Genomic DNA, 18,519 nt, shown 5'->3' with positions numbered 1-18,519 from the left:
GTCGGTTACAGGGCGCTCAGCACTGCGCGGCCCAGCGCCTGCAAATCTGCCGTTGAACGCAGCTCACTGGCTGCCAGCAGATCGGGCGACGACGCCTTCAGCGCCAGCTGCAGTTTCCTGTTTACATCCACACTCTCTGCCAGTGACTGCTGGCGCGTGCGGCGCTGATGCAGCTTTGTGCTATCACTCAGCGTCAGCGTGACGTCATGGAAGCGCAGGGCGGGATTGATCGCATCGGGTGGCGCGCTGTTAACAGGAGTACGACGGACGCGGGCGGCCAGCGGCATAATCTGATGATTAAGATCGCCTTCGGCGAAATCCTGCAAACGCAGATCGCCGTAGATCAGCATCGCAGCAATCACATATTCCAGGCTGAAACGCGCTTCAATGCCGTGCGTCGGAACTGATATGGAAGCGGCGATGTCACCGCCTGGCGGGAAGGCGACGGTGATATCGACAATCTGGCTCAGCAGCGCATCAAGAGGTTTGCCGGCTGCCAGCCACTGCTGGCGCAGCATTTGTGCCGCTTCCGCTGCGCTGTGGGTGCCCGCGCAGGTTGGGAAAGGTTTGAACTCCAGTCCGGGCGCGCTAATCCGCCAGGGGCGGCCCCAGTTTTCCAGCAATTTCTCCGGCTGCGCCTGACCCGAACTGCTGGCTGCCAGAAAAGCCTCAATCACACCCGCCTGACGGCCATCTATTCCGGCCAGTGTCAGCAGAGCCGCTGACACCGCACGTTCTGCGGCAAAACCAGCGTGCAGTGGTTTCACCGCCGAACCAAACTGCGCGCGTAGCCCGCTGGCCTGGGTGGCAGCGATCCCCAGCAGGGTCGCGGTTGCATCACTCTCCAGCGCCAGCAAACGCGCCAGTGCCGCCGCCGCTGCCAGGGTGCCCAGCGTTGCCGTGTTGTGATAGCCCAGCGCGTAATGTTGCTGGCTGACAGCCAGTCCCAGGCGACCTGCCATTTCCACACCCGTGACGTAAGCATCCAGAAAACGGTTCAGGCGCTTTGGCTGATATTGCTGCCAGGCGAGCAGGGCGGGCAGGATCACTACGCTGGGGTGACCGCGAAAATCGGCATGAAAATCATCGTAGTCCAGCGCATGTCCGGCATAGCCCAGCAGCAGCGCCTGCGAGCGCACGCTGCCGTCGCGGTAGATTGTGCGCAGTGCCGGTAAGCCGCTATCCGGCACCTCGCCCTGTAACACCGGCCAGCTCACCGCCAGGAAGTCCCGCACACCTTCACGCGCGTGCTGGTGCGCTGACTCATCCGGCTGACTATAAAGGATATGTTCAGCCAGCATTGCGCTCAGGTTCATTGCGGTCGCTCCGGAAAACGGTGCAGTTCGTGGCGAAACGCGATCGGCTGTTCGCCCAGTGATGCGGGATTATCGCTGCTCATAGCGGGTTTCCTTCTGCTGCTGTCTGGCGGCTCAGCCAGGCATCATGTGCCGCCGGGTCCAGTACTTTTTTCATATAGAGGGTGATGTGACCTTTACCGAGATCGCGGGTATGCATCGGCTGGAAGCCACGTTTCAGATACATCTCTTTCAGCCAGGGGTGATGGGTGGCGGTGCCCAGCGAGACCGCTGGGGCATGCAACTGATCGATCAGGATTTCCTGCTCTAACCGATCCTGAACCTGGCGACCAAAATGGTGGCCGGGATAGTCGGGATGCGCGCCAAACCAGCCGATATGCGGCAGCCCAAACGGGCCGGGCAGCGGCCCCCAGGGATAGCGAACGGTCACTGATGAAACCATCTGGTCACGCATGTAGAGCGCATACACGCCATGATTCTGCAGATGGCGTAATGCTGTAGCGCGGTCAGCCGTGGCGGCATCAAATTTAATGCCCAGTGCTTTAACGGGTGCATAGGCGGCATGCATCAGCGCCAGATAAACATCTACCTCATCTTCTCTGACCTGACGAAAATCGAGTTGCATAATATTTCCCGGAAAACTGCCAGGCAGGCAGTTAATTCATTCAGCCAGAATGAGAGATTAACAGTAAAAGCCGGGTCGCTATGTGTGAAAAATAACTAACCTAATGCGGATTTGTGAATATGAAATGGCCGGTTTTTGATTGCTTAAATTGTTATTTGTCGTAGTATTCAGAAAAGAAATTAAATTCCATGAAACGCTATTAACTCACTGTAATAAAAGTCTTTTTCTATTTTATATAATCAGGATGCTGCTGTGTTAGCCATTACATCTCCGCGAGCCTATGCGCATGAGGCGGGCCTGCGCATCCGCGCCGGTCAGTTTATTAAACCCTATGCCACCCATATTCGTATTTTTACCTCTCCTCAGGCGTGGCAGGCGGTTAATCCGGAATTAAGCCAGAGTCTTGAAGAGAATGGCATCCGCTGGCAGCTCGACTATTTAGAGGGCGAATGTACCGATCAGGCCATCGCCAGCTTAAAACACCATACCGAACAGCAGGGCGCAGAACTGCTGCTGGCGATTGGGGGCGGACGCGTGCTGGATGCGGCTAAAGCCGCTGCCAGCCAGTTGCCGGCGGTCACACTGGTTAACTTTGCGACCCAGGCGGCAACCTGCGCGGCCTGGTCACCGATTGCCATCATCTATAACGAGCAAGGCGGCCATCTGCACAGCCAGCCGCTGGGGAAAATGCCGGAGCTGGTGCTGGTGGACAGTGAAGTAATCGCCCGGAGCGACGTGCGCTACCTGAAAGCGGGTATTGTGGATGCGCTGGCCAAATATTATGAATTCCGGCCTTACCAGCAGCACAACCCTGATGATCTGGCTTTGGATCTTAAGGTGATGACCGCGCGGCAGGCGCTTGACACTTTCCGGCAGCAGGGAGACGCCGCGATCCTGGCCTGCCAGCAGCAGCGGGTCACGCCTGAACTGGTCAGAGTCATTGATGCCACTATCGTGCTCGCCGGACTGGCGAACAGTGTGCGCGACCTGCTGCCGACGCCGGGCTTTGCGCACGCCATTCACAATCGACTGACGCACCTGCCGGAGCTGCATCACTGGCTGCACGGTGAGAAAGTCGGCTTCAGCCTGCTGGTGCAGTCGCTGATGGAACATGACGGCGTCGCGGATGCGGAACTCCTTGCGCTGCTGCGACACTACGATATGCCGCTGAAGCTGCCGGTGTTACGCGGCGATCGCCATAGCGCGCTGCGCAACATCGCGCAGCAGATTAAATTCCCCCAGGCCTGCGCAGAACGGCTGCCGTTTAGCGTCTCCGCCCGCGCGCTGGAACAGGCGCTGCTGGCGACGGACACCCTTTTTTAAGCGCGCGCTGCGGCGCGCCTTTTCACCTTACAGACCAGGAATCGTTCATGAATCATTTCACTCCATCACGTCGCCTGCGGCTCGGCCTGTTTGTTCAACCGGTGGGTCAGCACGTGAGCGGCTGGCGTCTGACGGAACAGCTGGGCGATCCCACTGACATCGACTGGCTGATCACGCTGGCTAAAAAAGCCGAAGTGGGTAAGTTCGACCTGTTCTTTGTGGGTGATGCACTGGCAACCAGCATGTATCGTCTGCCGTCGACCATGGCACGCCTTGAACCGCTGACGATGCTGGCGGCGCTGGCGGTCAACACCAGACGTATTGGCCTGGCCGCAACCGCCTCTACCACCTTCAGCGATCCCTTTACGCTGGCGCGCAGTTTCTCGTCACTGGATCACATCAGCCGTGGCCGGGCCGCGTGGAACGTCGTGACCTCGTTTTCCACTGACGTTGCACGTAACTTCAGCCGCAGCGATATGCCCGACCACGCTTCCCGCTATGCCCGTGCGCGGGAGTTCCTTGAGGTGGCAGACAAATTGTGGCGGGGTTGGGAAGCGGGGGCAGTACAGCCCGACAAAGCGACCGGGGACTATTTTGTTGATGAGAAGATCAAACCGATCAACCATCAGGGCGAGCATTTTCAGGTACAAGGCCCCCTGAACATCACGCGTTCGCCACAGGGACGTCCGGTGATTATCGAAGCAGGTTCTTCTGCTGATGGTCAGAAGCTGGCGGCTGAGACAGCGGAAGTGATCTTTACCGCCTCCGCCAGTCTGGAGGAAGCGCAAGCGTTCTATCGCACTCAAAAGGAGCAGGTCATTGCCGCCGGGCGTAACCCGGATCATGTCGTGATCATGCCCGGTGTCATGCCGATTATTGGCCGCACGCGTGAGGAGGCGAAGGCGCTGTGGAAAAAGCTGAATACGCTGGTGGATATTGAGAACGGGCTTCGTCAGCTCTCACTGCGGTTCAGTATGGATCTCAGCCAATATCCACTGGATGGCCCGGTACCGGAGGTTCCGCTGGGCGAAGGTAATCAGAGCCGCGTTAAGCTGATGACCGATATGGCAAAGCGCGAGAATCTGACGCTGCGTGAGCTGGCCGCCGTCGCCGCCGGTTCACGCGGACACCGCGTGATTGTCGGTACCGCTGAAGATATCGCCGACGACTTCCAGCAGTGGCTGGAGCAGGGCGGCGCGGACGGCTTTAACATCATGCCAGCCATTATGCCGGAACAGCTGGATCTGTTTGTGGAGCTGGTGATCCCGGAACTGCGACGTCGCGGACTGTTTCGCGATGAGTATGAGTTTGCCACGCTGCGGGAGAATCTGGGGCTTAAAGTGATAACCGAAGAGAGTTAACAGCCACGGTCATCACGGGAAATATTACCGCAATACTGCATGCAGTTTGCTGGAAAAGGATATGCGGTTAACTCAGCAGGGAGGCTGGAGACTGTATTGTGCCGCACTATTTTCCAAAAGCGTTCTGCAAACCCATTCATACCCGATATAGTGCAAATCTATCCTCTGGGATGTGAGATCGCTGAATGTCAGAATACAGGTTCTATACCAAAGGCAAATACACTGTTGCACTTGAAAGATCGGACGTAACACGAGCTTTCGATCTGACAGAGCAGGGTTATAAAAAACAGTTCGAGGAAGTTCGTGCCTCAGATGAAAAACAGGCACTCGCACGCTTCGCGGATATCCGCAGGGACAAACGCATCGACCAGCACAACTTTCTGGCGGGCGCGGCCACGATGCCCCTGATTGGCGTATTAACAGCGATTGCTTTCTCTCTCTTCTGGCGAAAAAAAACGGGAAAATAACCCTGTGTTGATTCACTTTGCAGGGGTTTAGCTTAGCCTGATATCAGAATAACCAGGGAGCAGGACGCCGTTCCCTTTTCACCTAAAAGGACTTATCCATGAAAAAGATCATTCCCATTTTCTGCTGTGCCCTGTTAGCCGGTTGTGCGCCTCTCACTCCACACGAATGCATTAAAAAAAGCGCACTCGAAACCTGCAGCTATAACCGTTCAGGAAAAGTCGGGGACAACGATATCTATGGTCAGCAGGCATCTGGCATAAAAAAAGCGCTGGATGCTGCACTATCAGAGCCGCACGCCTGGAAGGGGAAACGCTGTAATGCCCATCTGGATTTCAAAATTGATGGCACCCTGGATAATTTTATTATCAAAGGGGGCGATAAAGATTATTGCAACGCGCTCAAAGTGGCGGCAAAACGCGCCAGATTTCCGGCTTTCACCGACCAGCATGTTTTCGATGTGATGGGATCAGCGCGCTGGAATATGGAAGGACAGCCCTGACACGCATCATGCCCGTTAAATCAGCCCACCAGACAGCCCGCAATCGCGGGCTGTCTGGCCTCTCAGCTCACCATTATCAGAACTGATAAGACACGCTGATATTCACGTTACGTGGCTCACCGTAAACGTAGCTGTTCATATAGCTGTAATATTCACGGTCAAAGAGATTATCGACGTTGGCCTGTACGGCAACCTGCTTATTCACCTGATAGCGGGCAAACAACGAGGCCAGCGGGTAGCTGCCCTGATAAACCCGAACGCTGTCGCCGCTGGCATTGGTCACATCTTTAAACACCCGGTTCTGCCAGTTAATTCCGCCCCCAACGGAGAGCTCGGGGATCGCGGCTAACTGATAACGGGTGAAAAGCTTGAATGAGGTTTGCGGCTGATAGCTGTTGAACCGGCCACTTTTATCGCGTGCCACATAGCGGGTTGCGCCAAAGGTCAGCTGCAGATTATCGGTCAGCGCGCCATTCAGCTCGAACTCGGCACCCTTACTCACTGCACCTTTGGCGGCGTCATAGGCCTGCTCATTGCCGCTCAGATAAACGCCATCAATCGCCTGTCCGACGTTATCCTGCTCGATGCGGAAAATTGCTACGCTGGCGGTCAGCAGGCCATCGTTCCAGGCGGATTTCAGACCGGTCTCGTAACTTTTACCTGTCACCGGTGAGAGGTAACTGCCGTGAGTATCGCGATAAGTCTGCGGCAGGAAAATGGCGGTGTAGCTGCCATAGGCGGACCAGGTGTCATTAATGTCATACACAAGCCCTGCATAAGGCGTGGTGTTATTTTTGGTCATCTCTCCGCTGCTGCCATGGGTGCTCCATTGGGTATAGCGAGCGCCAATAATCAGCGATAGCGGATCGGCCAGCGACAGACGTGCAGCGCTATAGACTGATTTCTGACGAACAGTGTCATCATCGTTGAGATACCAGCCCTGCCATTCAGGCTCCGCAACGTTACCGGTCCAGCTATTATTGAAAATTCCCATATCGGCGGCAGTGATTTCACCCGCCTCCGCATCGCTGAATCCATCCTGGCTGTAGGCGGCATTATGCTGGCGGCTGTAGCTTGCCCCGGCCATCAACAGGTGCTGACGACCCAGCAGTTCAAACGGGCCGCTGGCAAAGCCATCGATTGAATCCATTTTACGCTTGCCGCGATCCATACTGCCATAACCGGTAGTGCCTTCACCGCTCTCCTGATCGGGATTGCCCATCACATAGAGCAGCTTATCGCTGAAGGTATTCTCGGCGTGCGTGCCGTTGATATGAATATTCCAGCCGTTATCGAAGTTATGGTCGATATCCGCAAAAACTTTGCGCGAGTTAGTGTTGTAACGCGCCCAGTTAGCTGATGAATTCAGGCTGCGGTCGTAATGTGTCGTGGCGTTATTACTGTAAAACATCGGCAGGCCACCCCAGGTTGGATTGCCGGTGTTGTCATCTTCATAGTCGTAGCCCAGTGACAGCGTCGTCTTCTCGGTAAGGTCCGCATCAATCACGCCATAGATGAATTTTTTGGTTTTTTGATAGCGATCCAGCCAGCTCTCCTGATCGGTATAACCGGTCACCACGCGGCCGCGCAGGCTGCCATCGCTGTTAAGCGGGGCAGAGAGATCCGCCACGTAGCGCTGCTTGTTCCAGCTGCCATAGCTGGCACTCAGCGTGCCGGTCGCGGTTTTGCTGTCAGCATGTTTACGCACCATATTGATCGAGGCCGAAGGGCTGCCCGCTCCGGTCATCAGGCCGGTCGCACCGCGCACGATTTCAATACGGTCATAGATTGCCGTGTCGGACGCCGCGTCGCCGTAATTCCATGTATCGTTAACCGAGGTCGGAATGCCATCGAAAGTGAAGTTGCTGACTTTGAAGCCGCGTGAATAGTACTCGGAGCGTTCACTGTCGATAAGATTGGTGGAGATACCGGTGGCGTTGGTCAGCACATCATTAACCGATTGCAGATCCTGATCCTGCATTCGCTGCTGCGTCACCACGCTGAGTGACTGAGGCACATCTCGCGGTGTCAGCATTAATTTGGTGCCCGCACGGGTGGTCTGCACCGCGTAATTCTGCTTACCGCTGTCACTGGTTTCGTCAGTCGTGGCGCTGACCACCATATCCTGCGATGTCTCCGCCGCCGCCAGGGCGGGGTGGAAGAGAGCGTGTATCGCCAGTGTCAGTAATGAGACGCTAAAGCTGTTTCTGAAACCTGATTCCCTGCCACTACGAGCCATAAAATTTTCCATTAAAAATTGGTATTGAGTTAAACCGTTGTGTCTTTGGTTGTTATTTTTTATCCACTCATCTTCTGGAGAAAGACGCTCAGCCAGTTGTGAGAACGCCAATGATAATCATTTGCTTTATATATTCTTCAAAGGATTCAATCGAAAGTGTAACTTTATGTTAATTATTTATAATTCAATGTGATAGGAAAATTTAAAGCCTTTTAGTTGCTGGTGTTTATCAGATTTGAAAGCAGAAAAAGGGCATTCAGGTGGAATTTAACGGGGCAGTTAAGCGGTTTAACGCGGGTAAAATGACCGGACAGGTCTGGATAGCAGCGTCGACATTTGATTACTGGCTGTTAATGCGTATGATTCTCATTCTTTATTTCCTGACGGAGTTCAGCATGAAATCGTTAAGCCCGCGCAAAGCCGCTGTTGCCATGGCAGTTGCCGCTGCCTTTAGCCTGACAGCGTGTCAGGCACCAGCTAAAAAAGCCGATGCGCCTGCCGCTGAAGCCCCAAAACCGGTTAATACCGCAGTGATACAACGCGCTCTGGGTGATGGTCTGTACGAAATGGCTTACTCCCCTACGTCAAAAGCGTTGTTTGTCGCCAGCGCGCAGGCGTTTAAGGATGTGAACGGCGGCATGATCTATCGTCTCGATCCGGCCAAGCTGACGACCAAAGGCGAAACGCATACCGACATGAAAAACTTCGGTACCGCTATCGATGAAAACGGTCAGGTGTTCTACACCACCAACTCACTGGATGGCGCGATCTCCAAAGTGGATGCCCAGAGTGGCAAAGTGCTGCAGCGTCTGGTGTTCCCGGGCAAGATCAGTAAAGAGGGCTATCCGGCGGGTGCGCGTGAAGTCCTGTGGCACGGCAACGAGCTCTATGTCGGTCGCGTAGCCGAACCGGGCTATATCTCCGTCGTAGATACCCGAACCTTTAAGCTGAAAACCGAGATTAAAAACGCCGGGAAATGGGTCACCGGTATCATCTATTCCCCGCTGACTGAGCGCATTTATGCGGCTAACGGCTCGGGTGAAATTCTGGTGATTAATCCACGTAGCCATAAAATCGAGAAGCGCTGGACCGCAGGCGATGGCAAAGAGTATCTGTTCCTGAACATGGCGGAAGATCCTGCTACCGGTCGCCTGTTTGTTACTGACGACTCCAAAGGCAAAACCGCGCTGATCTTTGATGAGCGCACCGGCAAAGTGATCAAGCGTATCGAAGGCGATGCGATGGGCATCAAGTTCAACGCTAAACGCAATGAGCTTTACATCAGCCAGCGCGAATCGAAGAAAGTGCTGCAACTGGATGCCACCACCTACGCGGTGAAAAACAGCTGGTCGTTTGACAAGAACCCAAACAGCCTGCTGATTGGCCCGGACAACAATACGCTCTATGTCACGCTTAAGGCGGAATTCAACAAAGATTCCTCCACCAAAGGCACTGACGAGATTGCCCGTATCGCGCTGCCGTAATCACGCGCTAAAAGCGTCACTCTGCATTGGCAGGGAAGCGATGCGAACAAAGTGAAAGCCCGCTCAGGGAAGCCTGAGCGGGCTTTCTTATTAATAACAATGCCCCACAGCATCTCACTCCATAACCAATCCGGTACAGCTCGCAAAACGATGAAGGTTGTGTGGATTCATCACTGACCCGACTGAACGCTTCTCTCACTTTGCACTAAAAGCACAGGCATCTGAAATCTCCCTGCATCACACTCGATTATCGCTTTACACCTATATAGTATTTAACCTATATTAATAAGGAGATCCCGTGTGGATGATTAAAACGACGGAGAGGTTTGATCGCTGGTTTACCTTGCTTAATGAGAGCGATCGCGCCTGCGTACTGGCAGCATTAATGGTGTTGCGCGAAAAAGGGCCGGGGTTGTCCAGGCCATACGCGGATACGCTAAAAGGCTCTGTTTATATCAACATGAAAGAGCTGCGTATTCAGAGTCGCGGCGATCCGATAAGGGCTTTCTTTGCTTTTGACCCAAACCGAACGGCGATTGTGCTTTGTGCCGGAAATAAGGTGGGCAATGAAAAGCGTTTTTATCAGGAGATGCTTCCGGTTGCCGATCGGGAATTTACACACTGGCTGAATAGTTTTAAAGATGAGGAGTAACCAGATGGGCAGAACGCTTGAACAGCTTATTGCGGATGAAAAACCGGAAGTCGTTGCCGACGCACAAGCGATGGCGACGGATATCCTGCTCAACATTCACCTTGCCGAGCTGCGCGAGAAAGTGCAGAAAACACAGGTCGAAATGGCAAAGGCGCTGGGCATTACACAGCCTACCGTGGCGGGTATGGAGAAGCCGGGCCGCGATCTGAAGCTCTCCACGCTCAAGCGCTATATCGATGCGGCAGGGGGTAAGCTGCGGCTGGTGGTGGAACTGCCGGACGGCTCGCACTACGGGTTTGAGGTGTAAGCCATTCAGACGGGGATGTCATGCCGTAGTGACCGAAAACATAAAAGCAAAAAGCCCGCTCAGGTTTCCCTGAGCGGGCTTTTCTAATTCTGGCTCATCTGACACGCTGCTCTTTTTCCGAAGCGGACATTCCTGCATTCATATTTTCCCCAATCTCTTAATATTGCGATGGCAAGAAAGAATTCATTCTGAATGCGAAAAGCCTTATCCCTTTTTTACGGTAGAGAGAACGAAGGCACGTGCAGATGGAGACAGCTGGCGATAGCCTATGACGAGATCGAATTCAGTTTCAGGGTCTGATAAAGGATGATAGCTAATCTGGTCTCCACGAAAGCCACTCATACTTTGAGGAATGACAGATACGCCTCCCCCAACCGAGACCAATGACAGCACTGCATGCATCCCATGTGCTTCCTGAGTAATCGTGGGCACAAAGCCTGCTTTAGCACACAGGCGTATAACTTGCAGATGAAAGCTGCGGCCCTCAACCATTGGCCACAAAATAAAGGGTTCATCGGCAAGATCGGCAAGCGTCAGTTCTGACCGCTTACTCAAAGGATGATCTTTGGGGATCGCCATACACAGACGATCTCTGTCGAAAAGTGCCAGTTCGACATCCTCAGCCTGCTCAAGAGGGGGGATCAGAATGCCTATATCTAACATCCCATCACGCAGAGCAGTAATCTGTGCCGTGGTTGTTGCTTCTCGCAGTTCAAGTCGTACCTTCGGATGGCTTGCCCGGAATTTACGAATAACGTCAGGCAACCGACCATAAAGTGCGCTTCCCACATAACCCAGGCGTAAAACACCGGTTCGTCCTTCAGCCACATCAACAGTAGAAATGATGGCTTTTTCAGCCTGCCGAAGGGTTTCACGTGCCTCACTAACAAATGTTTCTCCCGCGAGAGTCAGGCCAAGTACACGATTACCGCGCTCGATAAGCGTGACGCCAAGGTCCTCCTCCAGCTTTTGTATGGCACTGGTCAGTGGAGGCTGCGACATGTTCAGTCGTTCTGCGGCCCGGTGGAAATGTAATTCCTCTGCGACAGCAATGAATTGCTCCATTCTTCGTAAAGTGATCCGTGCCCGACTATCTGTCGTCATATCCGCCTTCCCGCTTGTTAATGGATCAATCTGCTTACGATACAATTAAAGTATTATCAGACACTATAAATAGTATTTTATATATCAAAGGCTTCGAGCTACGTTGTTTTCTCGATAAGTTACTGGAAACGACGAGAGCGAAATGGTGGATTTTAAAGGTCAGGTAATACTTATTACCGGTGCGGGACGCGGACTGGGCTTCGCATATGCCCGGTGTATTGGTCAGCTCGGCGCAATGGTTTTGATTCACGATAGTGGTGCCAATGCTGAGGGTGATGGTGTCGATCTTCAGATTGCAGAACGGGCGGCAGAGAGACTTCGTCTGGAAGGGCTGAATGTACATGCGATCCCGGGAGAACTGGCCTCACGCGAGGGCTGCCACAAACTTTGCACAGACGCCCTTAAAGTCGCTGGTCAACTGGATGCCCTAATCCACAATGCGGGTTGGGTCGCTTACCAGAATATCGAGTTGATTGAGGAAAGTGCTTTTGACCATATGATGGCTATTGCTGCCAAAGCACCTCTTTGGCTCGCGCAGGCCGCCTGGCCTGCGATGAAAGCTGCGGGTTATGGCCGCATCATTATGACGACCTCTTGCCGGGCGCTCTATCCGCAATATGTTCAAAAGGGTCTTACCTCTTATGCCGCAGCTAAGATGGCGGTAATAGGGCTTACGAATGTCCTGGCTTCTGAAGGCAAAAGCGATGGCATTGTCGTCAATGCGATATCCCCCGTCGCTCAGACACGTATGTGGGGTATCGAGGGAGAACCTGCCGAATTGCATCCCTCAGAGGTGGCTCCGGGTGTAGCCTATCTTGCCTCTTCAGCGTGCACAGAAGGGGGATGGATACTTCGTGCCGCGAATGGGCAGTTCCATGCGACCAAAATGATTGAGGCCACAAATGTGGACTATCCACGAAATCTTCGCGCTGTCCGGGCATTAACTGCTCAGGAGGTTGCGGAGAACTGGCCGTGGATCGCTATTACGAATGTGGAACCACGAAAGTGAATGGCATATCAGTGATATTTTCAGGCAAGGCTCTACTGGGTGAATCTCCGGTCTGGAGCCGGTCAAGAGCCAGGCTTTTATGGGTTGATACCTCAGGTGCTTCTCTTAATTTTTTTGATCCCGCAACGGGCCGGAATGTTGAATATTCCATGCCTGGCCCGCTGGGCTTTGTTGTGGAGAAAAATACGGGTGAGTTACTCGTTGGCATTGGTTGCCATATAGAATTAATTGACAGAGCAGGTAAGAGACAAAGAATCGCCACTGCGCCACACGCACAAGAGGGCTTTCGTCTTAATGATGCGCGCCTGGACTCATCCGGCCGCCTGTGGGTTGGCCTGATAGATGAAGAGCTGAAACAGGGGTCAGGCTATCTTTATCGTCTTGATCCAGACGGCAAATGGCACATTGTCGATTCGGGTTTCACGCTTATCAATGGAATGTGCTGGAGTCCAGACTGGAAAATACTCTACGTCACAGATTCCCGACGTGGGATTATTTACGGCTATGACAACGATCTCCGCTCAGGTGAAGTCAGTAATCGAAGGGAAGTTGTCACTATTGATCCCAAAAAGGGTAAGCCCGACGGACTGATTGTTGATCAGGATGGATTTCTACTGAGTGTACTCTTTGATGGAGCTGCCATCGCGCGGATATCGCCAGAAGGAGTCATTGAGTGATACATTAATCTTCCCGTCCAGCGCCCTACAAGTTGTGCCTTTGCCGGTGATAATCGTTATCTGTATGTCACGTCAGCGCGACTTGGGCTATCGGAAAAGCATTTAGAAAAGATGCCATTTTCAGGGGCTCTGCTGATGATCGACTATAAGCGCGCACTTAAGCAATGAGCGCCTGTTCGGAAAATAGCATGCAATGAGCTAATCATCTTGTCCCAGGCATCAGTGCTCTGTCCCTGAACTCATATCAAAAGCAAAAAGCCCGCTCAGGTTTCCCTGAGCGGGCTTTTCTAATTCTGGCTCCTCTGACTGGGATCGCCTAAGCCAATAAGTGGCTAATATGTAAGCTAAACCTTAATCCAAGGTCTGTCAAGACCACCAGAATGACCACCTATTGTTGTGATAACGTCAGTGCGAGAGAGTTGCTAGGTTTAAGCCAGAATTAAGCGACGAACGATGTCTTATCTGAGTGGATGTGAGTAAGAAATGTGATGTTAATCAACCTTTTCAATTTGCTAAGTTGACTTTTTTTGATTGATTTTTGATGGTTTTATGCGCAACCTATTGAATTTATACGTTTTTTGTTTTTTTGGCTTGAGGTTGAAAATGAAATTTTAGGATGACTTGAAGGTGACTTTGGATTAAATTTTTAGTATGTAAAAATTTTGAAGGGACTCTGATGCATCCTCTTAAGATTCGGTTATTACCATCTGGTAATGGTGACTGTATATTGATCTCATCAGAAACGAGTTTTTTCCTTTTCGATGGTGGAACAGCTTCTTCTTACAAAGAATGGAAGAATGAAATTTTAACCTTACCAAAAATTGATGGTTTATTTATTACGCATATCGATAACGATCATATTAGCGGTATAATCAAACTTATACAAGAAAATGAGAAGCACGCAGCACCTAATCTTATTGAAATAGGAGATGTATTCTATAACGGTGTGGAACAAATCTTAAAAGATAAAATCATCAATGATGTTTCAAATCAGAATGAATTTTTGCGGTTAAACGCTTACTTCGATACTAGTGTTCAGGGAAAAAATATTGGCTATAGTGAAGGTACAGGGTTGTCCTATCTTCTCAAAGAATTCGGTTACCCAATAAACCGTGGTTGCACTAATGGCAAGTTTTGTCGAGAAACCACACCAGGCTTATCATTATCGGGGATGGAAATTGATGTAATAGGTCCTAGTATTTCCGTTCTTGATAAAATGAAGAACGATTGGGATAATGAATTACAAAGACAACGCATCTCTAATCGTATATTAAACAAAATACACGCTCAGTCTTTTGAAAAGTATGTGTCAAATATATGTAGTGATGAGGATTTCGCGGGGGATATTTCATATAGTGTCAGAAAAAATCTGGATGCACTAGCAAACTCTCCTTATCATACTGATGACTCGCTGGCAAATCGATCAAGTATCTGTCTGCTTGCTGATTTTTCAGGAAAAAAGATTATGATGCTTGGTGATACTAACTGTGAGACAGTGATAGACTGGTTGAATAATAAAGCTATTTCTTGCTTGTCTGTTGATGCAATAAAAATTTCTCATCATGGTAGTAAAAAAAACATAAATAAAGAATTGATAAAAAGAGTAAAAACAAAGAATTATATAATATGCACAGATGGAAAGTTACATAAGCATCCTGACATGGAAGCTTTAGCAAGAATTGTGTATTATTCGACAGAGCAGGAGGTTTTTTTTCACTTCAATCATCAGCATGATTATCTGGATTATGATTTGTTAAGTACTATGCCGGGAAAAACGGTTTCATTTAATTTTTCCGGAGAAGTAGAAATATGAGTTTTGAAAATAAAAACGCTAGTTACTATATAATCGCTCAGTTTGATTCTGAAGGGTTTCTTATTTCTCGAGCTACGTCATTTAATTTAGATAATGAAAATATCTTAACTGCTAGTCATTTTATAAAAGAATCTCCAAGGTGTGATTTTAGAATATTTTTGACACCTGATGACTATGGGAAATCAAATGGAAAAGTGGTTGAGCTAAAAATAAATAGACCTGAACTAGATATTGCAATTTTCACATGCCCATGGAATTGCTTATCATTAACTCCAAGTCTCGGTGGTTATGCAGTTCCAGTTGGTGCTGAAGTTTATGTTAACGGCTATGCTGCTGAGAAAGGAAATATCCCCTCTCTGTTTTTCTCTGATATTGTTACTGATCTAAGAGCTATTGATACGTCAATCTACTGCTATGAAATTACGCAATGTAAAAAAAACACCATTACAAATTATTCTGGTGTCTCTGGCGCTCCACTTTTATATAAAGGCACCATAATAGGTATTGTTTTATTTCAGCAGAAAAATAACACACTATATTGTGTATCACTTGAGAAAATAATACCGATAATATCATTGGATATAGGTAAGGATTATTTTCTTATCTCGGAAGAAGAAGTTGATTATTTAGCACCCAAATGTCCTAAAGAGCCATTTAACCTTATCTGTGAGATAAACACAAACTCGCCAATTACAAAAGGATTAAGTGTACAGTTTTCCTTTAATCGATGGAATTTAAGTGAGTTCTCGAAAGAATTATCTGAATGGCTTGTTGATTATGTGATATCACCAAGTAAAATAATAGATTACGAGAATAGAACGCGAGCCGCGGTTAAAGTTGCTGAAAAACATTTTGTTAAAGTTAGTGAAAAGGAGTTCTTGGACCTTTTATTACATATAGCTATACGAAAAAGTTTCAAGACCATACCTGTAATAAATAAGATATTTACAGTTGGTAATGAACTTATACCTAGCTGCTCTCATGCAGTGATAAACAGTGGTAGATTAGAGTTATGGCTTGGTGTTTCTGGGTATGAGAAAAACATAGCGGGTGCCATATCTAATGTTAATGACACGATATCAAAACTAATAACCGCTGACAATATTTCAGAGAGGTTTAAATTAATAATTAATGATGTCAGTAAAGAATGGCCGTTATTTGAGAAATTAAAAAAACTTGGTGACAACTCATTACCATTAGACCAACGTGTCGATAAAATCATAGTGCCTGTTTTTATTTGCTATGAAGCTAGTATCGTCAAAAACTATAACGATGAAGAAATTTTCACTGATGCTTTTAAAAAGGAAATTTTAGAGCTTCAAAGTGGTTTTACTGAAAAATATAGGCATTCATTTATTGATAAAGTCGATATAAGGCTCTTCTCATTCCCTTTGGATTCATTTCAACAGATATTAGAAAGTTTTATTGAGGAATTATCATGATTATTGAAAAAGGATTAGAAGTTGTTTTAAGGGAGCAATTAAATTCTGGTTCTATTGAACCACAGAGTTTTCTTCTAAATCTAGTTGAGCTACATAACACTCATAGTAGTGAAAGGAATGTCCAAGATTTAATTATAAGGTGTCTTGAAAATCGGGAAGAGTTTAAAAGATATGGCCATATTTTAGATTATTTGCTTGAGGCTAGAGGGCTTTTCCCATATAAAAAATTCGATGATAACTTCAAAGATAAAATAACGGAAGGCATAGTAACATCGCCTTTAATTAATGAGGGAGGGGGGAGTAAATTATTCCATATTAAGCAGTTTGACGTATATCAGTTATTGATGAAACGAAAAAGTGTTATATTAAGTGCACCAACAAGCTTTGGGAAAACCCTTTTAGTTGAGGCATTAATTGCAACTAGAACGCTTTCAAATATAGTTATTGTAGTACCCACTCTTTCACTTATTGATGAGCTTAAAAAGAAGTTTCATAAGTACACAGTCGATAGTGATGAGTTTGTAGTGAAATATAAAATTATAACCCAAGTTAATCAAGGTCATGGAAAGAATAATATTTTTCTCTATACTCAAGAACGGGTAATTGAAAAGGAAGGGTTTCCTGTAATAGATTTTTTTGTAGTAGATGAGTTTTACAAATTGATGCCGCAAGGTATGGACGATTACAGAAGTGAACGCCTAAACATTGCATTTAAAAAATTACTATCATTGTGTAGTTTCTTTTATATGCTTGGTCCTAACATTAAAAATATTAATCCATTGACATTATCTAAGTTAGGATGTAGATACATTGATGAGTCTAATTTTATTACTGTAGCAACGAATGAGTATACCTTTAATATACCTCCAGGAAATGATGCTGAGCGAGATGTTACGAGAAATGAGTATTTAAAGAAGGTAATGAATAATATTTCAGGAGAGCAAACGATTATTTATTGTAAATCGCCTAAAAGAGCCAGTGTTTTGGCTAATTTGTTGAGTGAAATTATTCCCCTAAAAAAAGAGCATGATCTCAATTCTCTATCAAATTGGCTTAAAGAGGCTTTTCATCCAGATTGGTCTCAGTCTAAGATAATACAACATGGCATTTGTGCTCATCATGCTAAACTACCTCGTTCCATTGCGAGTCTTTTTGTTGATCTTTTTAATGAAAAACGTATTAATGTATTAGTTTGCACTTCAACTTTAATTGAAGGTGTAAATACTAATGCTAAAAATATCATAATTTATGACGATTGCATAACTAAACGAGTTCAGCTTGATTCTTTTACTTATAATAACATAGCTGGAAGAAGCGGCCGGATGTTCGAACATTTTGTAGGAAATGTATTTTTCTTCGGTGAAAAACCAACAGATGGTTTGAATCAAATTGATATACCAATTATTTCACATTCTGATAATGTGCCCGACTCGTTGCTGCTTCACTATGATGAACCTTACTCTGAAAAAATAAAGGGTCGGCTTAATAAATATTTTGATCAGGATATTTTGAGTATTGATGTAATTACTAAAAATTCAGGGGTACCTCCAGAGTCACAATTAGAATTCGCAAATGATTTAATGGAGAATTTTCAGTCATGGCATAAGTTAATGTGTTGGAATAACATGCCAAACAGTGGTCAATTGAATCATATAAACAAAATGGCTGAGAAATACTTTAATATAAAAAGCTTTGCTTCTGGCGCTGTAAAAAGTGATGTTCAGTTATCTAGAAAAATTGTATCCATATTAAAAAATGAAACGTTAAAAGATATTATTGATCAGGATTACGAATACTTTAGTGAAAATGATGATAGTTTCACAATAGATGATGCAGTGTTAAGAAACTTTGATTTTAGACGTAAAATACTTGGACATTACTACCCTGTGATCATTAATGCTATTAATAACATTCAAGAATATGTTTTTAGTAAGTTTGGATATAAAGCAGGGAATTACAAAGCCTTTATACTACGTGTTGAAAGCTTAAATGTCACGCCTTCACTTATGACGTTGGAAGAGTATGGTATACCAATTTCTATATCTCTTAAAGCTAATAAAATTTGGAAGGTTAAAGATTCTGATAGTTTCGATGAGGCGATTGATAAAATAAAATCCTGCAGTTTTTCTGATGATTTTAAATTAAGTGAATTAGAGCTGAAAATTTTAGAAAAAAATATTGTTTTTTTATAAAAGGATAT

At 47.7% G+C, this 18,519-nt stretch carries 16 protein-coding genes; 12 read left to right on the top strand and 4 right to left on the bottom strand.

Features of this window, described 5'->3' with window-relative positions:
* Positions 1 to 5: 5 nt before the first annotated feature.
* The gene (locus PAG01S_RS05560; RefSeq protein ID WP_062757957.1) at positions 6 to 1,316 is read right to left on the bottom strand and encodes an MmgE/PrpD family protein; all 1,311 of its coding nucleotides are present in this window, start codon (positions 1,314 to 1,316) and stop codon (positions 6 to 8) included.
* A 79-nt stretch (positions 1,317 to 1,395) separates the two neighbouring features.
* The gene (locus PAG01S_RS05555) at positions 1,396 to 1,941 is read right to left on the bottom strand and encodes a GNAT family N-acetyltransferase (RefSeq protein WP_033758314.1); all 546 of its coding nucleotides are present in this window, start codon (positions 1,939 to 1,941) and stop codon (positions 1,396 to 1,398) included.
* A 252-nt stretch (positions 1,942 to 2,193) separates the two neighbouring features.
* Here PAG01S_RS05555 and PAG01S_RS05550 point away from each other — a divergent pair, with 252 nt between their 5' ends.
* The 4 genes from PAG01S_RS05550 (at position 2,194) to PAG01S_RS05535 (ending at position 5,592) form a co-directional block, all read left to right on the top strand.
* On the top strand, positions 2,194 to 3,264 hold the full coding sequence (locus PAG01S_RS05550; protein WP_062757955.1) for an iron-containing alcohol dehydrogenase family protein: 1,071 nt from the start codon (positions 2,194 to 2,196) through the stop codon (positions 3,262 to 3,264).
* A 47-nt stretch (positions 3,265 to 3,311) separates the two neighbouring features.
* On the top strand, positions 3,312 to 4,625 hold the full coding sequence (locus PAG01S_RS05545; RefSeq protein ID WP_062757953.1) for an LLM class flavin-dependent oxidoreductase: 1,314 nt from the start codon (positions 3,312 to 3,314) through the stop codon (positions 4,623 to 4,625).
* Between the two features lie 185 nt (positions 4,626 to 4,810).
* A complete protein-coding gene (locus PAG01S_RS05540) occupies positions 4,811 to 5,092 on the top strand; it encodes a hypothetical protein (RefSeq protein ID WP_010247933.1) in 282 nt (93 codons plus the stop codon).
* Between the two features lie 98 nt (positions 5,093 to 5,190).
* Entirely contained in the window at positions 5,191 to 5,592 is a 402-nt protein-coding gene (locus PAG01S_RS05535) for a cell envelope integrity TolA C-terminal domain-containing protein (protein ID WP_010247930.1), read from the top strand.
* A gap of 76 nt (positions 5,593 to 5,668) precedes the next feature.
* On the opposite strand, the gene fhuE is transcribed toward PAG01S_RS05535, so the two are convergent.
* Complete coding sequence (gene fhuE / locus PAG01S_RS05530; protein WP_073970650.1) at positions 5,669 to 7,831, bottom strand: ferric-rhodotorulic acid/ferric-coprogen receptor FhuE; 2,163 nt, start codon at positions 7,829 to 7,831, stop codon at positions 5,669 to 5,671.
* 395 nt (positions 7,832 to 8,226) lie between these two features.
* On the opposite strand from fhuE, the gene PAG01S_RS05525 reads away from it, so the two are divergent.
* The 3 genes from PAG01S_RS05525 to proR all read left to right on the top strand — a co-directional run bounded on the left by PAG01S_RS05525 (position 8,227) and on the right by proR (position 10,274).
* Positions 8,227 to 9,315 carry a YncE family protein gene (locus tag PAG01S_RS05525; protein WP_062758077.1) on the top strand — a complete coding sequence of 363 codons (1,089 nt, stop codon included), beginning with the start codon at positions 8,227 to 8,229 and terminating at the stop codon, positions 9,313 to 9,315.
* Between the two features lie 298 nt (positions 9,316 to 9,613).
* Entirely contained in the window at positions 9,614 to 9,967 is a 354-nt protein-coding gene (locus PAG01S_RS05520; RefSeq protein WP_010670918.1) for a type II toxin-antitoxin system RelE/ParE family toxin, read from the top strand.
* A 4-nt stretch (positions 9,968 to 9,971) separates the two neighbouring features.
* Positions 9,972 to 10,274, top strand: a complete 303-nt coding sequence (proR, locus tag PAG01S_RS05515; RefSeq protein ID WP_010247918.1) for a transcriptional regulator ProR — start codon at positions 9,972 to 9,974, stop codon at positions 10,272 to 10,274.
* Positions 10,275 to 10,478: 204 nt separating this feature from the next.
* On the opposite strand, the gene PAG01S_RS05510 is transcribed toward proR, so the two are convergent.
* The gene (locus tag PAG01S_RS05510; protein WP_062757949.1) at positions 10,479 to 11,378 is read right to left on the bottom strand and encodes a LysR family transcriptional regulator; all 900 of its coding nucleotides are present in this window, start codon (positions 11,376 to 11,378) and stop codon (positions 10,479 to 10,481) included.
* A 142-nt stretch (positions 11,379 to 11,520) separates the two neighbouring features.
* Between PAG01S_RS05510 and PAG01S_RS05505 the strand changes: the two genes are divergently transcribed.
* The 5 genes from PAG01S_RS05505 (at position 11,521) to PAG01S_RS05485 (ending at position 18,511) form a co-directional block, all read left to right on the top strand.
* Positions 11,521 to 12,387: an SDR family NAD(P)-dependent oxidoreductase gene (locus PAG01S_RS05505; protein ID WP_062757947.1), complete on the top strand. Its 867-nt coding sequence runs from the start codon at positions 11,521 to 11,523 to the stop codon at positions 12,385 to 12,387.
* Complete coding sequence (locus tag PAG01S_RS05500; protein WP_245006260.1) at positions 12,351 to 13,064, top strand: SMP-30/gluconolactonase/LRE family protein; 714 nt, start codon at positions 12,351 to 12,353, stop codon at positions 13,062 to 13,064. The genes PAG01S_RS05505 and PAG01S_RS05500 overlap by 37 nt, the downstream gene beginning before the upstream one ends.
* A gap of 676 nt (positions 13,065 to 13,740) precedes the next feature.
* Positions 13,741 to 14,877: an MBL fold metallo-hydrolase gene (locus tag PAG01S_RS05495; protein WP_062757945.1), complete on the top strand. Its 1,137-nt coding sequence runs from the start codon at positions 13,741 to 13,743 to the stop codon at positions 14,875 to 14,877.
* Positions 14,874 to 16,319 carry a HamA C-terminal domain-containing protein gene (locus PAG01S_RS05490; RefSeq protein WP_062757943.1) on the top strand — a complete coding sequence of 482 codons (1,446 nt, stop codon included), beginning with the start codon at positions 14,874 to 14,876 and terminating at the stop codon, positions 16,317 to 16,319. Before PAG01S_RS05495 ends, PAG01S_RS05490 begins: the two co-directional genes overlap by 4 nt.
* A complete protein-coding gene (locus PAG01S_RS05485; RefSeq protein ID WP_062757941.1) occupies positions 16,316 to 18,511 on the top strand; it encodes a DEAD/DEAH box helicase in 2,196 nt (731 codons plus the stop codon). The genes PAG01S_RS05490 and PAG01S_RS05485 overlap by 4 nt, the downstream gene beginning before the upstream one ends.
* The last annotated feature ends 8 nt before the right edge of the window (positions 18,512 to 18,519 follow it).

Origin of the sequence: Pantoea agglomerans NBRC 102470, from assembly GCF_001598475.1 — a bacterium.
GTDB classification, from domain to species: Bacteria; Pseudomonadota; Gammaproteobacteria; order Enterobacterales; family Enterobacteriaceae; genus Pantoea; species Pantoea agglomerans.
This window is presented reverse-complemented; position numbering and strand designations above follow the sequence as displayed.

What these genes read in the sequence shown, in the direction of transcription:
- PAG01S_RS05510 (WP_062757949.1), bottom strand. Translation starts at nt 11,378, where the DNA reads ATGACGACAGATAGTCGGGCACGGATCACTTTACGAAGAATGGAGCAA.
- PAG01S_RS05485 (WP_062757941.1), top strand. Translation starts at nt 16,316, where the DNA reads ATGATTATTGAAAAAGGATTAGAAGTTGTTTTAAGGGAGCAATTAAAT.
- PAG01S_RS05540 (WP_010247933.1), top strand. Translation starts at nt 4,811, where the DNA reads ATGTCAGAATACAGGTTCTATACCAAAGGCAAATACACTGTTGCACTT.
- fhuE (WP_073970650.1), bottom strand. Translation starts at nt 7,831, where the DNA reads ATGGCTCGTAGTGGCAGGGAATCAGGTTTCAGAAACAGCTTTAGCGTC.
- PAG01S_RS05555 (WP_033758314.1), bottom strand. Translation starts at nt 1,941, where the DNA reads ATGCAACTCGATTTTCGTCAGGTCAGAGAAGATGAGGTAGATGTTTAT.
- PAG01S_RS05505 (WP_062757947.1), top strand. Translation starts at nt 11,521, where the DNA reads ATGGTGGATTTTAAAGGTCAGGTAATACTTATTACCGGTGCGGGACGC.
- PAG01S_RS05525 (WP_062758077.1), top strand. Translation starts at nt 8,227, where the DNA reads ATGAAATCGTTAAGCCCGCGCAAAGCCGCTGTTGCCATGGCAGTTGCC.
- proR (WP_010247918.1), top strand. Translation starts at nt 9,972, where the DNA reads ATGGGCAGAACGCTTGAACAGCTTATTGCGGATGAAAAACCGGAAGTC.
- PAG01S_RS05495 (WP_062757945.1), top strand. Translation starts at nt 13,741, where the DNA reads ATGCATCCTCTTAAGATTCGGTTATTACCATCTGGTAATGGTGACTGT.
- PAG01S_RS05535 (WP_010247930.1), top strand. Translation starts at nt 5,191, where the DNA reads ATGAAAAAGATCATTCCCATTTTCTGCTGTGCCCTGTTAGCCGGTTGT.
- PAG01S_RS05545 (WP_062757953.1), top strand. Translation starts at nt 3,312, where the DNA reads ATGAATCATTTCACTCCATCACGTCGCCTGCGGCTCGGCCTGTTTGTT.
- PAG01S_RS05560 (WP_062757957.1), bottom strand. Translation starts at nt 1,316, where the DNA reads ATGAACCTGAGCGCAATGCTGGCTGAACATATCCTTTATAGTCAGCCG.
- PAG01S_RS05490 (WP_062757943.1), top strand. Translation starts at nt 14,874, where the DNA reads ATGAGTTTTGAAAATAAAAACGCTAGTTACTATATAATCGCTCAGTTT.